The following is a 16,957-nucleotide window of genomic DNA, read 5'->3' as shown; positions in this document are numbered from 1 at the left end:
AAATAGAATGTTGACGACGTCCGCTGGCCTTAAAACCTTTAGTCCTCGAAGCCGTTCGGCATGTTGGCCTTGGCGAGTGCGGCCTTCCGCGCAGCCATCCATCCCGAGAGGAATGCGGCCGGCTCACCCGGTGCGCTTGCCGTGTTGTAGGCTTTCCACGCATCCGCCAGAACGCCCTGCCGCTTGATCAGGTCGTTGTTGTATTTTTCATCCGCGTCGGTCCATTGCCCGGCTTCCTTCAGGGCCTTCACGGCGCCGGGATGGTAGGGGATGACCCACTGCTTGGTCTGCTTCTTGACATCGAGGCCGGATGAACCGGGCGCAGCATCCTTGTACATGTCGTAGTTGACGATCATTGCCTTCGTGAGGCCGTAGATCTGGTCAACGGGCTGCGTCGCATAGGCGGTTGCAATCGGATAGGGATAGGTCGCCAGCTTCAAGGGTTTCGAAGCTTCGATGGCTGCACCGCAGGTGACATCGTGCGGATTGAAGAATGCGCCGACTTTTTTCACACGATCCCAGGCGGCCTTGTCGCCCGCAGGCAACTCCGGCCAGACGATTCCGCGCGGCGAGCTTTCCAGTTCCTTGGCGGGGCCGGTCACCGTCGAGCCGAACGCGCCGTCGGCATCATTGTTGATGACGCCCTTCCACATCGCGCCGTAGCTGGCGAATTCGACGATCTTGACGTCTTTCTGGGTGAGTCCGGCGTAGGCGATGATCGCCAGCGCGTTCTGGTTCAGTGCGGGTGAGCCCACCACAAAGCCCAAACGCTTGCCGCGGAAATCCTTCCATTCCTTCACGCCGCTGTCTTTCGCGACGCCGACCGACAGTCCGTTGCAGTCGACCGTCGAGAGCGTCATCTGCAACGCCTGCGGGCCCCATTCCTTGACGCCGAACTCGAAAACGCCTTCCTGGGCAAAATAGCTTCCCGTTCCCATCCAGGCCAGCACCGCTCGGTTGGTGCGCAACGGAGCGAGACGCGCCACGTCGTTGCCGGCCGGAAGCACGCGAACGTCGGAGCCGTACTTGTCCTTCATCATCTTGCCGACACCGACTGCGATGTTGAAACCGGAGGTGCCGGTGTCATAGGCGGTAAACGCCATCGAGGTCGGTAGCTTGACCTCTTGCGCCAGCACGGGCGAAATCGTCGTGCCTGCAAGAACGATTGCCGCAACCGCAGTGATATGCCGCGTCATGAAAAACCCTCCCCAATTGCTTTCGCTGTGCGAAACGCGTTTTTGATTTTGCCGGATCATGTCATCGTGCAGTTGTCAGTGCAACGCCTGCAAGCCTACTAAGGTGTACTGGACAGTTTGTCGCGGAACGCAGCGCTTCGCGCAGTTCACGTTTCAAGAAGAGCGATCGTTTGTCCCTCTGCCACGACGTCATCGACCCTAACGAGGATTGAAACGACTTTTCCTGCGGCAGGCGAGGGGACGGGAATTTCCATCTTCATCGCTTCGACCAGGACGACGTCGTCGCCGCTTCCGATACTGCCGCCGGTGCTGGCGACAACCGCGCAGACACGTCCGGCAACCTCGGTGACGATCTTGATCTGTGGCATTGACTTTCCCCCATCCGCTTTGAGCAGAGCATGCGGGCTCTGCAAGCGCGGCTTCTTTATTGTGACGGAAGATTGCCCGGGGTAGCGTGTTCCGCAAGAGGAAACTTTATTCCGCAGAACAGAATGACGCGTTCGCAACGCGGACTGCAAGGAGCGACGATGAACTGGAAGCCTGAACTTGACGAACTTGCGCGGCGCGAAGCCTTTGCGAAAGAAATGGGCGGCGCCGACAAGGTGAAGCGGCAGCATGATCAGGGCCGTCTTACGGTTCGCGAGCGCATCGACAAGCTGCTCGATCCGAAGACCTTCCACGAGATCGGCGCGATTTCAGGCGTCGGAGAATATGCGGAAAGCGGCGAACTCATTTCCGCCACGCCCGCCAATTGCGTATTCGGCCGCGGCAAGGTCGGGGACCGGCCCGTTGTCATCGTCGGTGACGATTTCACGGTGCGCGGCGGTTCGGCCGACGCGTCGATCTGGGCGAAACCCATGATGGCCGAGCAGATGGCGCATGACTTCCGCCTGCCGATCATTCGGGTCATCGAAGGCTCAGGCGGCGGCGGCTCAGTCAAGACCATCGAAACCAAGGGAGCGGCCAACCTGCCCGGCGGGATCGGCGGGACGGAATGGTACTGGTACACGACCGCGAACATGGCGCGCGTCCCTGTCGTCGGTCTAGGTCTTGGATCGGTAGCGGGACTTGGTGCGGCACGGCTCGCCGCCAGTCATTATTCCGTCATCACAAAATCGTCTGCGATGTTTGTGGCGGGGCCACCTGTAGTCGCGCGGCTCGGCCAATCGCTCGAGAAGCAGGAACTGGGCGGCTGGCAGATCCAGACCAAGGCCGGTGGTGTCGACCACGCAGTTGAAACCGAAGAAGAAGCCCTCGAATGTGCACGGAAGTTTCTGTCTTATCTGCCGTCGTCGGTGTTCGACCTGCCGCCGACCATTCCTTGCAATGATGATCCCGAGCGCGCTGACGAGATGCTGCTGAGCGCCGTGCCGCGCAACCGGAAGCAGGTCTACAAGATGCGGCCGATCATCGAGTCGGTGGTGGACCGTGGTTCGTTTTTTGAGATGGGCCAGAACTTCGGCCGGTCGATCATCACAGGATTTGCGCGCCTGCAGGGGCGGGCGGTTCTGGTGCTGGCCGGCGACCCCTTTATCTATGGGGGATCGTGGGCGGCGGACACGTGCCAAAAAGTAGTGCGCGCTGTTGATCTCGCTGAAACCTTCCATCTGCCGGTGGTCTATCTGATGGACTGTCCGGGTTTCGCGATCGGACTCGAAGCGGAAAAGGCCGCAACGATCCGGCATGGCGTTCGCGCGATGGCTGCTGTCAATCAGAGCACCGTGCCGTGGTGCACGATCATCATCCGTAACTCCTTCGGCGTTGCGGGTGTTGTGCATCAGCCTGCTGGCCGTTTCTCCCTGCGCTATGCATGGCCGTCGGCCTATTGGGGATCGCTGCCGCTCGAGGGCGGCATTGAGGCCGCTTACCGTGCCGATATCGACGCCGCCGAAGACCCCAAGGCGAAGCTGGCTGAAATCGAGGACCGCTTGAACAAGCTGCGGTCGCCGTTTCGTACAGCGGAAAAATTCTGGGTCGAGGAGATCATCGATCCGCGCAAGACGCGATCGCTGCTTTGCGAGTTCGCAAGGCTGGCAGAGCCGCTGCGCACGCCAGGCGTCGCGAAGATGGCGATCAGGCCGTGATTATTTGGCGTCGGCGATGATCATCGCCGCGCCTTTTTCCGCAATCATTGCGGTCGGCGTGTTGGTGTTGCCAGACGTGATGGTCGGCATCACCGATGCATCGATGACGCGCAACCCCTTGAGGCCGTAAAGGCGCAGGCGCTCATCGACCACGGCGAGAGGATCGCTGCTGGTGCCCATCTTTGCGGTGCCGACCGGATGGAAGATCGTGGTGCCGATGTCGCCGGCTGCCTTCGCCAAGGATGCATCGTCATCGCCGACGGATGGGCCGGGGAGATATTCCTGCGGATGATAGGCCGCGAGCGCGTGCTGTTTCATCAGCCTGCGCGTGACGCGAATGGCGTCAGCAGCAACCTGGCGGTCTTCCGGCGTCGACAGATAATTCGGGGCGATCGCGGGAGCCTGGTCCGGCGCATCGGATTTGATGCGGATCGTTCCGCGTGATGTTGGCCGCAGGTTGCAGGCGGCGATGGTGATCGCCGGGAAGCGATGCAACGGCTCGCCGAATTTATCCAGAGACAGCGGCTGGACGTGAAACTGGATGTTGGCGCGCTCCTGCCGCGCATCGGATCGCGTGAAGATACCGAGTTGCGACGGCGCCATGGTCAATGGCCCGCGCCGCCGCAACAGGTAATCGACACCCATCCAGCCGCGCCGGAACAGATTGTAATAGGTCTCATTCAGCGTGCGCACGCCTTCGACCTTGTAGATCGCGCGCTGCTGCAGATGGTCTTGCAGGTTGCGGCCCACGCCCGGACGGTCGAGCACGGTGTCGATGCCGAGCGGCGACAGCCATTCCTTCGGACCGATGCCGGAACGATGCAACACCTGCGTCGATCCCACAGACCCGGAGCACAGGATCACTTCGCCCCGCGTTCGTGCCTCGATGGTCTCGCCGCCCTGGCGGAAGCGCACGCCGACCGCGCGGCCGTTCTCGACGATCACCCTGTCGACCAGCACGTTGGTCTCCAGGCGCAGGTTTGGCCGCGACAGTGCAGGCTTCAAAAATCCGCGTGCCGATGACCAGCGCCGTCCGCGCTTCTGATTGACGTGGAAGTATCCGATGCCTTCGTTATCGCCGGTGTTGAAATCCGGTGTCTTGCGGATTCCCATTTCATGGGCAGCGTCCGCGACGGCATCCAGCACTTTCCAGGACAGCCGCGGGGCTTCGATCCGCCAACCACCGCCGACGCCGTGATGTTCGCTCTCGCCGAGGAAATGATCTTCGAGTTTCTTGAAAGCCGGGAACACATCGTCCCAGCCCCAGCCGGTCAAGCCGAGCTGTCGCCAGTGATCGTAATCGGCGGCTTGTCCGCGCATGGAAATCATGGCGTTGATCGCAGACGATCCGCCGATCACCTTGCCGCGCGGATAGGCCAGTGCACGGCCATTGAGACCGGCTTCCGGCTCGGTCTTGAACATCCAGTCGGAGCGGGGATTGCCGATGGCGAACAGGTAGCCGACCGGGATGTGAAACCAGATCCAGTTGTCTCTGCCGCCGGCTTCCAGGACTAGAACGCGCTTGCGGGGATCAGCCGAGAGGCGGTTGGCGACGATGCATCCGGCGGTGCCGGCACCGACGACGATATAGTCGAAATCCCCCTCCAGACGTTTCGCCATTCCCGATCCTGCGTTTCTCTAGTCAAATTGTTGAAGACTTTTCTTCTTATGGCCCCGGCCGGGGTTCGCTGTACAGTATGGTTCCGCGCAAGTCCCGTTTGCGCGGATATTGGGTCCCCTGCGGGCCCATGCTAGCCTTTGCCGTCTTGATCCTGTGAGGTTACCGCCGTGCCCATCCTCAACCGCGTCGCCGATCTGCAACCCGAAATTATGGGCTGGCGTCGCAATCTCCATGCCCATCCAGAGTTGATGTACGATGTGCACCGCACTGCGGCCTTCGTTGCCGACCGTTTGCGCGAATTCGGTTGCGATGAGGTCGCGACCGGCCTTGGACGCACCGGCGTGGTCGGCGTCATCAAGGGGCGAAAGCCGGTCAATGGCGGTGATCTGAAAGCGATCGGGCTGCGGGCCGACATGGACGCGCTGCCGATCGAGGAAGAAACCGGCGTCGCCTATCGCTCGACTGTGCCGGGCAAGATGCACGCCTGCGGGCACGATGGTCATACCGCGATGCTGCTCGGCGCGGCGCGCTATCTCGCCGAGACGCGGAATTTCGCCGGCGATGCCGTGATGATCTTCCAGCCGGCGGAAGAGGGCGGTGCGGGCGCCGAGGCGATGATCAAGGACGGCCTGATGGACCGTTTCAAGATCGAGCAGGTCTACGGCATGCATAACTCGCCGGGCATGCCGATCGGCACGTTTGCCACGCGCGTTGGACCTGCGATGGCCGCGACCGATCACATCAACATTCACATCGAGGGTCTGGGCGGACATGCCGCGCGACCGCACAAGAGCATCGACTCGGTGCTGGTCGGCGCCCAGCTCATTACGGCCCTGCAGTCGATCGTCTCCCGTAGCGTCGATCCGCTGGATGCCGCAGTGATTTCGATCTGCGAGTTCCACGCCGGGAACGCCCGCAACGTCATCCCGCAGACCGCGGAACTATTCGGCACCGCGCGGACGCTGACGCCCGAGGTGCGCGATTTGATCGAACAGCGGGTACGGGAAGTTGTGAACGGGGTGGCGCAGCTCTCGGGCGCGAAGATCACGCTGGATTACGAGCGCAGTTATCCGGTGCTGGTCAATCATCCCGCCGAAACGGCTATTGCCGCCCGCGTTGCGGCCGACGTCGCGGGTGAGGGCAATGTCAGTTCCGAGATTCCGCCGGTGATGGGCGCGGAAGACTTCGCCTATATGCTGGAAGCGCGGCCGGGCGCCTTCATCTTTATCGGGAATGGCGACAGCGCGGGGCTGCATCATCCTGCCTACAATTTTAACGACGACGCCATCGTCTATGGCTCGTCCTACTGGATCAAGCTGGTCGAAAGCCAGCTCGCAGGCTGACGACGAGTCGCTACCGGACGGTGCATCCTGTTCGGAACCATGATCATCACATCGCGTTGAGAGGCGGGAACGATCCCGTCAAACATGCGGAGTGGGACAATGGCAGCGAGGAAATCGGCGTCAGCCAAAAAGTCGGTCAGGAAATCAGCGAAGAAATCCGCACCGAAGCGGATGACCGCAAAGCGAACTGTGCCGAGCGATAAGGATCTCAACGATCTGTTTCATGACACGCTCAAGGACATCTACTTCGCGGAGAAGCAGATCTTAAAGGCATTGCCGAAGATGGCCAAGGCAGCCCAGTCGGCGGACCTGAGCGCCGCATTCAAGAAACATCATGGCGAAACCGAAGGCCAGGTCGATCGCCTCGAGCAGGTTTTCAAGCTGATCGACAAGCCCGCGAAGGCCAAAACCTGTGATGCGATCATGGGAATCCTCGACGAGGGCAAGGAGATCATGGACGAATACAAAGGCACTGAAGCGCTCGATGCCGGATTGCTGGCAGCCGCGCAGGCAGTGGAACACTATGAAATGTCGCGTTACGGCACGCTCAAGGCCTGGGCCATCCAGCTTGGCATGAACGAAGCTGTAAAATTGCTCGATGAAACGCTCCAGCAGGAACGCAAGACTGACAAAGATCTCACGGCGCTCGCTGAAGGTGCTGTGAATTCCGAAGCGCTTGCTGCGTGATCTATTTGCCCCTCTCTCCGCTTGCGGGAGAGGGGCTTACGCCGCATTTAGCTTGTGCAGGAACGAGGCTGCAAGCTTCAGGTCTTTCACGAAGTTGGCATACTCCCGCGCTTTGGCGTCTTCGTCCGGCAGCCGCAGCAGATAGGACGGATGAACTGTGACCAGCGCCTTGGTCTCGGCTCCGGCTTCATCGAGATCGATCAGGTGGCCGCGGTTCTTGCCGATCGGCGTGATCTTGCCGAATACGGTTTGCGCCGCCGTTGCGCCCATCGCGACCACCAGGGCAGGTTTGATCGATGCGAGTTCGCGCTCGTACCATGGCCGGCAGGCTTTGATTTCGGGTGTATTCGGTTTCTGATGCAGGCGGATTTTTCCGCGCGGCACGAATTTGAAATGTTTCACCGCGTTGGTGACATACACCTTGTCCCTGTCGAGCCCGGCTTCCTCCAGTGCGCGGTTGAGCACCTGCCCGGCGGGGCCGACGAACGGCTTGCCGGCGAGGTCTTCTTTGTCGCCGGGTTGTTCGCCGACCAGCATGATTGGCGCGTGGTTTGGGCCTTCGCCAAACACAGTTTGGGTCGCATCCTTCCAAAGATGACAGGAGCGGCAATCGGCGGCCTCGGCGCGGATCGTAGCGAGGCTGCCGGGCTTTGTATGGACCGATGGTGATTTCATCGGTTCATCCCTCCGTTGCTGCGATGCGCGCGGCACTGAAGCCTCGCTGTCGATCATGGCCTGCGTCATGAGTCCGGCTTTTGCAATTAGCGTATCAATCAGCGGGGCCTCGGGAAGGTTCCGCCAGTATTTCTTGGGCATTTCCGCTTGCATGGCTTTGATCTTGAGCCGTGCGGGATTGAAGATGTTTGCGTAGTAGGTGCGCCAGATGTCTTCGAGCGGATCACTGGAGGGCGCGTCTGATTTCAACGCGCCAGGTGTGAAGATCGTCTTGCACCCGTCCCAGTGGGCGCAGCGATCCGGCGTGAGAATCGACCACGCCATATCGGCGAAACGGCGCTCGAAGAATGGTGCAGCCAGTTCCACGATATGATGGTCGGGCTCGAACCATGCGACGAAGCGAAAATCGTTGCCACGGCCGAATTCGCGAAACCGGACGAAGGCATGCATCTTGTGCTCGTCGCGGCGAACCTCTTTCGCGAGGGACTGCACCCAGACAACATCGGCATCGGTTGCCGCACCCATCAGGCGCGGGTGTGTCCGCAATCGCCAAAGCAGGCCATACAGCAACGCAAAGCGTTCCGGATTGCGATTGAGGATCGCGGTTTTTGCGAGTTGCACGAAAGCAGCGGGCACGTTGAATGACTGTTCCGTATCGAAGGCGGGAATAGCGGAAGGCGTGAACAGGACCGCGTCTCCCCCTGCCACGGTCCATGTCACATCGTTCGGCGCGATGCCGTTCGATGCGAGGGCCCGCGCAGCATTGCGCCACCCGTTGAAGTCCGTTTCGTTGTCGAGGCTGATGACGTGCAATTTTAAAATCCGAATCCCATTTGCGTTGCCGGCGGACGGAACAATTGCAGCAGACGGTTGCTGTCGAGGACTTGCGCTGGCGGCTTGTGGTCAGGAAGAACGATAAAGGGCAGCACCTTGTTCCGAGGAACGCGCAGGCGTGCGAGATCGGCGCTGCACAGGTTGGTGACGCGGCGCGCGGAAATAATGCGATCAACGGTTTTCACCCCGAAGCCGGGAACGCGCAGCAAATCCTCGCGGCTGGCGCGATTGACATCGAGCGGAAAGCGTTCGCGATGGCGTAAAGCCCACGCCAGTTTCGGGTCGATGTCGAGAGGCAGCATGCCGCCCTCGAGCGGATCGGTGATCTCGCCGAGATCGAACCCGTAAACCCGCAGCAGCCAGTCGGCCTGATACAGCCGATGCTCGCGTATCAGCGGCGGCGCCTGCAAGGGAAGGCTGCGGCTGGCATCGGGAATTGGACTGAATGCCGAATAATAGACGCGCTTGAGTTTATAAGAGCCGTAGAGATTGGCGCTGGTTTCCAGAATGGTTTGATCGTTCGAGGTATCAGCGCCCACGATCATCTGTGTGCTTTGACCAGCGGGTGCGAAGCGCGGCGCTCGTTTGTCCTTCTTTGTTTCTTGCGCTTCATCGAGCCTGAGCCTGAGCCGGCCCATGGTTCGCCGGATGGCGCGGACGTCTTTTTCCGGCGCGAGTTTCGAGAGACTGCTCTCCGTCGGTACTTCGATGTTGATGCTGAGGCGGTCGGCATATTTCCCGGCCTCGGCGATCAGGGCTTCATCGGCTTCAGGGATTGTCTTCAGGTGGATGTAGCCGCGGAAATGATGATCTTCGCGCAGGCTGCGCGCGACGCGGACCACCTGCTCCATGGTGTAGTTCGGACTGCGAATGATGCCTGAGGAGAGAAACAGTCCTTCGATATAATTGCGCCGGTAGAAATCGAGTGTCAGCTTGACGGCTTCCTCCACGGTGAAGCGCGCGCGCTGAACATTCGAGGACGCGCGGTTGATGCAATAGAGGCAATCGTAGTTGCAGGCGTTGGTCAGCAGGATTTTCAGCAGCGAAATGCAGCGGCCATCCGGCGCATAGGAATGGCAGATGCCCATACCGGCATCGGTCGAGCCCATGCCCTTGCCGTTGCGGCTATCGCGCGTTTCCGTCCCGCTGGAAGCGCAGGAAGCATCGTATTTGGCAGCATCCGCCAGAATTTCGAGTTTGCGCTGAACGTCCATGGATCGAATCTCATTGTTTTCGTTAAAGAAAGAGGCCGTCCCAAAGTCCGGTTGACTCTCCGTTCGCTCTTAGCTTTATATTAGAACATATCATGAACAAATAAGTCCGTCATTCGTTCAATCCACCCCCAGATGACGGACCAGAATTCCAGGAGCGGCGCATGACCGGCGCGTGCATGACCACGCTTGCGTCCTTGCGAGGGACCATCGGCCGCCTTGAGGGCGAAGCCGGTGGCCTTGCGCGCGTGGCGCTGGGCCATGTGGGTGCGGACACCGTGTTGCAGGGCGGGCTGGTGCGCGGCGCGCTTCATGAGGTCTTCGCCGAGGGTGGCCGTCATGGCGCGGCGGCGACGGGCTTTATTGCGGGGCTGGCACATCGCCTCGCGGGGCAGCGGCCGCTGGTGTGGGTGCGGCAGGATTTTGCGGAACTTGAATCCGGTGCGCTCTCGATGAGCGGCCTCAATGAACTTGGGCTTGATCCGCGTCTCTTAGTGACGGTCCGGGCAACGGATGCCGAGACGGCGCTGCGTGCCGCAGCCGACGCCATCGCCTGCGATGCGCTGGGTGCCGTGGTGCTGGATGTCTGGGGCGAAGTGCGGGCACTCGACCTGGTCGCAAGCCGCAGGCTGACGCTGGCCGCGCGCGCGTCGAATGTCACGTGCCTGATGTTGCGTACGGCCGCCACGCCGTCCGCCAGCACGGCGGAGACGCGGTGGGTGGTGCGTCCCGCGCCTTCACTTTCCGAAACCGAGGTGTGGGGCGCGCCGATGCTGGACGCACGGCTCATTCGCAACCGTCACGGCCAGACCGGACAATGGATCATGGAGTGGAAATGTGATGAGGGCCTCTTCCGTGAAGGTACGGCGCATTCTCAGCCTGTGGCTGCCGCGCCTGCCGACAGATCGCTTGAAGCGTCAGTTGTCGGGACAAGACGCCGCGCCGGATGATGCGCGTCCGTGTGTGGTCGTCGGAAAACTGAACAATGCGCTGCAAATTTCCGCGCTGAACGACGCCGCTGCCGATATCGGCCTTGAGATCGGGCTGCCGCTGGCGAACGCGCGCGCAGTCTGTCCCGATGTGGAGGTGTTCGACGCGGATGAGGCGGCGGATGCAAAACTGATGGAAGCTATCGCCGACTGGTGCGACCGCTTCACGCCGCTGGTGGCGCTCGATGCGCCTGATGGATTGCTGCTCGATATCAGCGGCTGTGCGCATCTGTTCGGCGGCGAGGCAGCGATGCTGCGCAACGTCTGCGGATTGCTGGCGCGGCAAGGTTTTGTCGTCAACGCGGCGATTGCCAGCACGCCGGTCTGTGCGCGCACCGTGGCGCGCGCGGCGCGAAGCTGCATCGTTCCCGATGGAGAGGAGGCGCGTGCCGTCGCACCTCTGCCGGTGTACGCGCTTGGTGCTGATGATGCGATCACACGAGGCCTGCGCCGCGCTGGTCTGAAAACGGTTGGCGATGTGGCGGCGCGCGCGCCGCATGAACTTGCCGCACGCTTCGGCGCGGCGTTCGTGAGTTTGTTGCAACAGGCGTTGGGGCAGGCCGACGCGCCAATCTCGCCTCGCAAGCCGCTGCCGGATTTCATGGTGGAAAAGCGTTTCGCCGAACCGGTCGCCACCCACACTGTGATCGCAGCCATCCTCTCCGGTCTGGCGCAGATGCTGGTCGCGGCGATGGACAAGCAAGGCAAGGGCGCGCGGCAGTTGGAGGCCAGCTTTTTCCGCACCGACGGCGCGGTGCGCACCATCACGGTGGAGGCTGGACAGCCGGTCACCAGGGTCAATGTCGTCGATCGTCTGTTCCGCGAGCGGCTCGATGCGCTGGCCGATCCGCTCGATCCCGGCTTCGGGTTCGATCTGATCCGCCTGTCGGCCAGCCGCGTCGAGATTGTGGTGCAAGAGCAGCGCGATTTTGATACCCGTACCCGGGACAATGATGAAGTGGCGGCGCTGGCCGACCGTCTCGCCGCGCGTCTTGGCGGCAGGCGCGTTGTTGTTCATCTGCCGAAGGATACGCATATTCCGGAACGCGCTGCGCTGGCTGTTCCGGCGCAACAACATCTCGCCGCGGCTTCTAGCGCCGAGTGGCCTGCGCGCGCCGAAGCCGAACCGCCGCTGCGCCCGCTGCGGCTGTTCGAGCGGCCGGAAGAAATCAAGGTCACTGCTGCCGCGGTCCCTGACGGACCTCCGCCCCGGTTTACGTGGCGGCGTGCGACCCATGCGGTGGTGCGTGTCGAGGGGCCGGAGCGCATCGCCATGGAATGGTGGAGACAGAAGCCAGAAACGCTGACGCGTGATTATTTCCGCGTCGAGGATGCGGAAGGAATGCGCTTCTGGATTTATCGCGATGGTCTTTACGGCAGCGAACTTGTCACCGACGAGGGCGAACCGGTTCAGCCGAAATGGTTCGTGCATGGGCTGTTCGCATGAAAGTCACCGACTATGCGGAAATCGGGATCACGACGAACTTCTCGTTCCTGCGCGGCGGATCGCAGCCGCAGGAATATGTGCATCAGGCCGGCGAATTTCGCATTCCAGCTATCGGCATCGCCGACCGCAACACACTGGCCGGTGTCGTGCGCGCCTACAAGGAACTCGGGAACCCAGATGTCAAATTCAAACCCAGATTGCTGATTGGAGCCCGCCTCGTATTTATCGATGGAACGCCGGATATCCTGATCTATCCGCGCGACCGCGCCGCCTATGGCCGGCTGTGCCAGTTGCTGACGCGCGGCAAACTCAAGGCGGAGAAGGGTGAGTGTCATCTCACGCTCGACGATCTGCTCGATTTTGCCGAAGGGCAGTTGCTAGTTCTTGTGCTGCCGCACCGTTTTGAGGCTGCAACGGCCTTGAAGGTTCTCGATCGATTGAAGCGCAGCCGCGCCGACGGTGCAAAAGATATATGGCTCGCTGCGAGCCTGTTGTATCGCGGTGATGACAGGCGGCGTCTTGGCAGGCTTCAGCGTCTTGCCGTTTCGGTTCGCGTGCCGCTGCTGGCGACCAACGAGGTGCTTTACCATCACCCGGCGCGCCGGCTCTTGCAGGATGTGCTGACCTGTATCCGGGAAAAGACGACGATCATGCGTGCCGGCAGGCGGCTCGAAGCCAATGCCGAGCGGCATCTGAAACCCGGCTTCGAAATGGCGCGGCTGTTTCGCGATCTGCCCGAAGCGGTTGCGGAAACGATGCGCTTCGCCGATCGCATCACGTTCACGCTCGACGAACTCAAGTATCAGTATCCGGATGAACCTGTCCCAGCGGGGAAAAGCGCGCAGCAGCATCTCGAAGATCTGACATGGGCAGGCGTCGAAAAATATTTCCCCAAGGGGATCGACGACAAGCTGCGCGGCACGCTGATCAAGGAACTCAGGCTGATCGAAAAGCTCAAATACGCGCATTACTTTCTGACGGTGCATGACATCGTCCACTATGCCCGCAGCCAGAATATCCTGTGTCAGGGGCGGGGTTCAGCCGCGAATTCCGCCGTCTGCTACATGCTCGGCATCACCTCGGTAAATCCCGCCGAAACGGATGTGCTGTTCGAACGCTTCATCTCCGAGGAACGGCTCGAGCCTCCCGATATCGATGTCGATTTCGAGCATTCCCGACGTGAAGAGGTGATGCAATACGTCTATCGCCGCTATGGCCGCCACCGGGCTGCGATTGTCGCCACCGTCATTCATTATCGTCCGCGCAGCGCCATCCGCGATGTGGGCAAGGCGCTCGGCCTGACCGAAGATGTGACAGCCGCGCTCGCCGATACGGTGTGGGGTAGTTGGGGCACAGGGGTCAGCGATATGCAGATCAGGCAGGCGGGCTTCGATCCGCAGAATGGCATGATCCGCCGCGCCGTTGAACTCGCCACCGAGCTGATCGAGTTTCCGCGCCACCTGTCGCAGCATGTCGGCGGCTATGTGCTGACACAGGACAATCTCGACACTTATGCCCCCATCGGCAATGCCGCGATGGATGATCGCACCTTCATCGAGTGGGACAAGGACGACATCGACACGTTGAAGATGATGAAGGTCGACGTGCTGGCGCTCGGCATGCTGACCTGCATCCGCAAGTGCTTCGACCTGATCGAACATCACAAGGGCAGGCGATACGAACTGGCGGACATCAAGGCGGAGAATGAAGATAGCGGCCCGGTCTTCGACATGCTGTGCCGGGGTGAATCGCTCGGTGTGTTCCAGGTCGAAAGCCGCGCGCAGATGAATATGCTGCCGCGCCTGAAGCCACGTACCTTCTACGATCTTGTCATCGAGGTCGCCATCGTCAGGCCCGGGCCGATCCAGGGCAACATGGTGCATCCATATCTGAAGCGGCGGCAGATGAAAGAGGAGGAGATCGAATATCCCTATCCGAAGGGCGGCAACAAGAATGAACTGAAGGACGTGTTGCGAAAGACGCTCGGCGTGCCGCTGTTTCAGGAACAGGCGATGCGCATCGCCATGGCGGCTGCTGAGTTCACATCGGAGGAAGCCAACGGGTTGCGACGCGCGATGGCGACGTTCCGCAATGTCGGCACCATGCCGAAGTTCGAGGAGCGCATGGTCGGTCGCATGATCAAGCGCGGATACGATCCGAAGTTCGCGCAAAGCTGCTTCGATCAGATCAAGGGCTTCGGCAGCTATGGCTTCCCCGAAAGTCACGCGTCGGCGTTCGCGCAGCTTGTCTATGTGTCGTCGTGGCTCAAGCATTACCATCCCGATGCATTTTGCTGCGGTCTCTTGAATTCGCAGCCGATGGGATTTTATGCACCCGCGCAGATCGTTGGTGACGCGCGCAAGAACGGCGTCACGGTGCGCGAGATCGATGTATCTCACAGTTTTGGGCAGAATACCCTGGAAGAGCGGACCGGAAAGTATTGCGCGGTGCGGCTCGGATTCCGGCAAATCGACGGCTTTGAAATCTACGATCCGGATGAGGAAAAGCTGGACGAGAGCAAGCCGCCGGAGTTGCGGGCAAGAAAAAGGTCCCGCAAGGATTACTGGGATCAGCGCATCGCCGCCGCGCGATTACGAAAACCATTCACCTCTCTGGAGGACTTCGCCCGTGAAACGCGGTTGCCGAAGCGCGCCCTGATCCTGCTGGCGGATGCAGATGCGTTCCGCTCGCTCGGGCTCGATCGCCGCGAGGCGCTGTGGACGGTGCGGCGGTTGCCGGACGATGTTCCATTGCCGTTGTTTTCCGCCGCGGCGGCGCGCGAACAACCCGATGAAGCCGCTCAGCCGTTACCCGAAATGCCGCTGCCGGAGCAGGTGGTTGCCGACTATCAGACCATCAGGCTGTCATTGAAGGGACATCCGATGGAATTCCTGCGGCTGAAGTTTGCGGAAGAGGGAGTGGTGGCGTGCGAAGCTGTCGCTCATGCCCATGACAGACAGCGGGTGCGCTGTGCCGGCGTGGTGCTGGTCCGGCAGCGGCCCGGCAGCGCCAAGGGTGTCGTTTTCATGACGCTGGAGGATGAGACCGGCATCGCCAATATCGTGGTGTGGCCGAAAGTGATGGAGAAATTTCGCAAGGAAGTAATGGGCGCGCGGCTGATCGAGGTGCAGGGGACCATTCAGAGCAGCCCGGACAGGGTGGTCCATCTGGTGGCGGAGCGTTTGTTTGATCGCTCCCATGACCTGATGAATCTCGCCAACGATGCGCTTGGTCGGAAACATCCGATCCCTCCCGGTGCGGATATTGTCGAGCCACTGGAGGATGAACAGAAGGCGCATTCGGACAGCCCCGTTCACAAAATACGCCATCCGCGCAATGTGCGTATCCTTCCACGCTCGCGGGATTTTCACTGATACGATTTGTGAATTGCTTCGGCCTTCGTCATCCGCTCAATGGGGCGGCTGATGCCGGAGCCGCGCCATGAAGTCCGTACACGATATTCTCGCTGATCTCTGGACCCTCGGCGGCGGCGAACCTTCTGCGCTCGATGCCGTCACGCTGACGGGACGCGAGCCAATCCTCCCGTCGTCCTTCCGCGTCGGCGCCGCTTCGCAGGTCACGATTGCAGCCGCCGGTCTTGCCGCAGCGGAAATATGGAAAGCCCGCAGCGGCGAGGCACAAGGTATTTCGGTCGACATGATGCACGCGGCCGTCGAGTGCCGCAGTGAGCGATATCTGCGGGTCGATGACAAACCGCCGCCGCCGGCGTGGGACGCCATTGCAGGTGTCTATAAAACGGGCGACGGACGCTTCGTGCGTCTCCACACCAATTTTCCGCATCACCGCGACAATGTCTGCAAGGTGCTGGCCTGCAAACCGGAGCGCGACGATGTCCAGCGCGCTTTGATGCAATGGAAAGCCGAAGCATTCGAGACCGACGCTTATGCAGGCGGATGCGTCGTTTCGATGATGCGGTCGCATGACGAGTGGCTCGCAACGTCCCAGGCGCAGGCCCTTGAACCATTGCCGCTAATACAGATCGAGAAAATCGGCGAAGCTGCGCCGCGTCCATGGCCTGCCGGTGATCGCCCGCTGGCGGGATTGCGTGTGCTCGATCTCTCGCGGGTCATCGCCGGTCCGGTCGCAGGTCGTACGTGGGCGGCGCATGGCGCGGATGTCATGCTGGTTTCCTCGCCGAATTTGCCTTCGATCCCGTGGCTCGTCATCGATACCGGCCGCGGCAAGCTGACGAGTTTCGCCGATCTCAAGACGGAGCAGGGAAGGAACGTGCTGCGCGACCTGCTGGCGTCAGCCGATATTTTTTCTCAAGGCTACCGGCCGCAATCGATCGCCGCGCTCGGCTTTTCGGCGGAAGACGCGGCCCGGATCAGCCCGGGCATCGTTTACGTATCCATGTGCGCCTATGGTCACGCCGGCCCCTGGGCAGGCCGACGCGGCTTCGACTCCCTGGTCCAGACCTCAACCGGGTTCAACCACGCCGAGGGCAAGGCCGCCGGAATAGACGGACCGAAGGAGTTGCCAATGCAGATCCTCGACCACGCCACGGGGTATCTGATGGCCTTCGGTGCCATGATGGCGCGTTTGCGGCAGGCGCGGGAGGGCGGAAGCTGGCATGTGAAGGTTTCGCTGGCGCAGACCGGGCGCTGGCTCTGGAACCTGGGCCGGCTGGACGATGGCCTGGCGGCGGCAGACCTCACGGCGGACCAAATTCTGCCGTTTATCGAGCAAAGTGCATCGGGTTTTGGTGCACTGCGGGGTGTTCGTCACGCGGCGGTGCTGTCGGCAACTCCTGCATTCTGGCGCCGCCCGGCAATGCCCCTCGGGTCCCACGAGCCGATGTGGCCTTCATTCTGCTGACGTTAACCGAAAATAATGTCCATGCCGTCGG

Annotated in this window: 12 protein-coding genes; 7 read left to right on the top strand and 5 right to left on the bottom strand. The window is 61.2% G+C overall.

The genetic code is table 11. The annotated features are described in order from the left end of the window. Window positions 1-38: 38 nt before the first annotated feature. Window positions 39-1,196: a TAXI family TRAP transporter solute-binding subunit gene (locus AC1RM7_RS16085; protein WP_006019771.1), complete on the bottom strand. Its 1,158-nt coding sequence runs from the start codon at window positions 1,194-1,196 to the stop codon at window positions 39-41. A gap of 146 nt (window positions 1,197-1,342) precedes the next feature. Next, on the bottom strand, window positions 1,343-1,564 hold the full coding sequence (locus AC1RM7_RS16080; protein ID WP_024920580.1) for an acyl-CoA carboxylase biotin carboxyl carrier protein subunit: 222 nt from the start codon (window positions 1,562-1,564) through the stop codon (window positions 1,343-1,345). 159 nt (window positions 1,565-1,723) lie between these two features. On the opposite strand from AC1RM7_RS16080, the gene AC1RM7_RS16075 reads away from it, so the two are divergent. Next, the gene (locus tag AC1RM7_RS16075; protein WP_024920579.1) at window positions 1,724-3,280 is read left to right on the top strand and encodes an acyl-CoA carboxylase subunit beta; all 1,557 of its coding nucleotides are present in this window, start codon (window positions 1,724-1,726) and stop codon (window positions 3,278-3,280) included. Here the strand turns inward: AC1RM7_RS16075 and AC1RM7_RS16070 are convergent, their stop codons facing one another. Next, the gene (locus AC1RM7_RS16070; RefSeq protein WP_024920578.1) at window positions 3,281-4,900 is read right to left on the bottom strand and encodes a GMC family oxidoreductase; all 1,620 of its coding nucleotides are present in this window, start codon (window positions 4,898-4,900) and stop codon (window positions 3,281-3,283) included. 168 nt (window positions 4,901-5,068) lie between these two features. On the opposite strand from AC1RM7_RS16070, the gene AC1RM7_RS16065 reads away from it, so the two are divergent. Then, entirely contained in the window at window positions 5,069-6,244 is a 1,176-nt protein-coding gene (locus AC1RM7_RS16065; protein WP_024920577.1) for a M20 aminoacylase family protein, read from the top strand. A 171-nt stretch (window positions 6,245-6,415) separates the two neighbouring features. Then, complete coding sequence (locus tag AC1RM7_RS16060; RefSeq protein WP_192824431.1) at window positions 6,416-6,931, top strand: YciE/YciF ferroxidase family protein; 516 nt, start codon at window positions 6,416-6,418, stop codon at window positions 6,929-6,931. 36 nt (window positions 6,932-6,967) lie between these two features. On the opposite strand, the gene AC1RM7_RS16055 is transcribed toward AC1RM7_RS16060, so the two are convergent. Continuing rightward, window positions 6,968-8,419, bottom strand: coding sequence for a UdgX family uracil-DNA binding protein (locus tag AC1RM7_RS16055; protein ID WP_024920575.1), 1,452 nt, complete (start codon window positions 8,417-8,419; stop codon window positions 6,968-6,970). Between the two features lie 2 nt (window positions 8,420-8,421). After that, entirely contained in the window at window positions 8,422-9,654 is a 1,233-nt protein-coding gene (locus AC1RM7_RS16050) for a putative DNA modification/repair radical SAM protein (RefSeq protein WP_024920574.1), read from the bottom strand. Between the two features lie 161 nt (window positions 9,655-9,815). Between AC1RM7_RS16050 and AC1RM7_RS16045 the strand changes: the two genes are divergently transcribed. The 4 genes from AC1RM7_RS16045 (at window position 9,816) to AC1RM7_RS16030 (ending at window position 16,926) form a co-directional block, all read left to right on the top strand. After that, the gene (locus tag AC1RM7_RS16045) at window positions 9,816-10,601 is read left to right on the top strand and encodes an ImuA family protein (RefSeq protein WP_024920573.1); all 786 of its coding nucleotides are present in this window, start codon (window positions 9,816-9,818) and stop codon (window positions 10,599-10,601) included. Further along, window positions 10,492-12,087, top strand: coding sequence for a Y-family DNA polymerase (locus tag AC1RM7_RS16040; protein WP_034460706.1), 1,596 nt, complete (start codon window positions 10,492-10,494; stop codon window positions 12,085-12,087). Before AC1RM7_RS16045 ends, AC1RM7_RS16040 begins: the two co-directional genes overlap by 110 nt. Next, complete coding sequence (locus tag AC1RM7_RS16035; protein ID WP_024920571.1) at window positions 12,084-15,461, top strand: error-prone DNA polymerase; 3,378 nt, start codon at window positions 12,084-12,086, stop codon at window positions 15,459-15,461. Before AC1RM7_RS16040 ends, AC1RM7_RS16035 begins: the two co-directional genes overlap by 4 nt. Before the next feature lie 67 nt (window positions 15,462-15,528). Continuing rightward, window positions 15,529-16,926 (top strand): CoA transferase, encoded by a 1,398-nt coding sequence (locus tag AC1RM7_RS16030; RefSeq protein WP_024920570.1) that lies wholly within the window; start codon window positions 15,529-15,531, stop codon window positions 16,924-16,926. The last annotated feature ends 31 nt before the right edge of the window (window positions 16,927-16,957 follow it).

This window comes from Afipia sp. GW822-FHT03D08 (assembly GCF_058801645.1).
The sequence above is the reverse complement of the archived record's forward strand: the minus strand, read 5'-3'. Positions and strand labels throughout refer to the sequence as shown.

Bases quoted from the DNA above. Each gene is read 5' to 3' on its own strand.
- AC1RM7_RS16085 (WP_006019771.1), bottom strand. From the start codon at position 1,196: ATGACGCGGCATATCACTGCGGTTGCGGCAATCGTTCTTGCAGGCACG.
- AC1RM7_RS16080 (WP_024920580.1), bottom strand. From the start codon at position 1,564: ATGCCACAGATCAAGATCGTCACCGAGGTTGCCGGACGTGTCTGCGCG.
- AC1RM7_RS16075 (WP_024920579.1), top strand. From the start codon at position 1,724: ATGAACTGGAAGCCTGAACTTGACGAACTTGCGCGGCGCGAAGCCTTT.
- AC1RM7_RS16070 (WP_024920578.1), bottom strand. From the start codon at position 4,900: ATGGCGAAACGTCTGGAGGGGGATTTCGACTATATCGTCGTCGGTGCC.
- AC1RM7_RS16060 (WP_192824431.1), top strand. From the start codon at position 6,416: ATGACCGCAAAGCGAACTGTGCCGAGCGATAAGGATCTCAACGATCTG.
- AC1RM7_RS16050 (WP_024920574.1), bottom strand. From the start codon at position 9,654: ATGGACGTTCAGCGCAAACTCGAAATTCTGGCGGATGCTGCCAAATAC.
- AC1RM7_RS16045 (WP_024920573.1), top strand. From the start codon at position 9,816: ATGACCGGCGCGTGCATGACCACGCTTGCGTCCTTGCGAGGGACCATC.
- AC1RM7_RS16040 (WP_034460706.1), top strand. From the start codon at position 10,492: ATGAGGGCCTCTTCCGTGAAGGTACGGCGCATTCTCAGCCTGTGGCTG.
- AC1RM7_RS16035 (WP_024920571.1), top strand. From the start codon at position 12,084: ATGAAAGTCACCGACTATGCGGAAATCGGGATCACGACGAACTTCTCG.
- AC1RM7_RS16030 (WP_024920570.1), top strand. From the start codon at position 15,529: ATGAAGTCCGTACACGATATTCTCGCTGATCTCTGGACCCTCGGCGGC.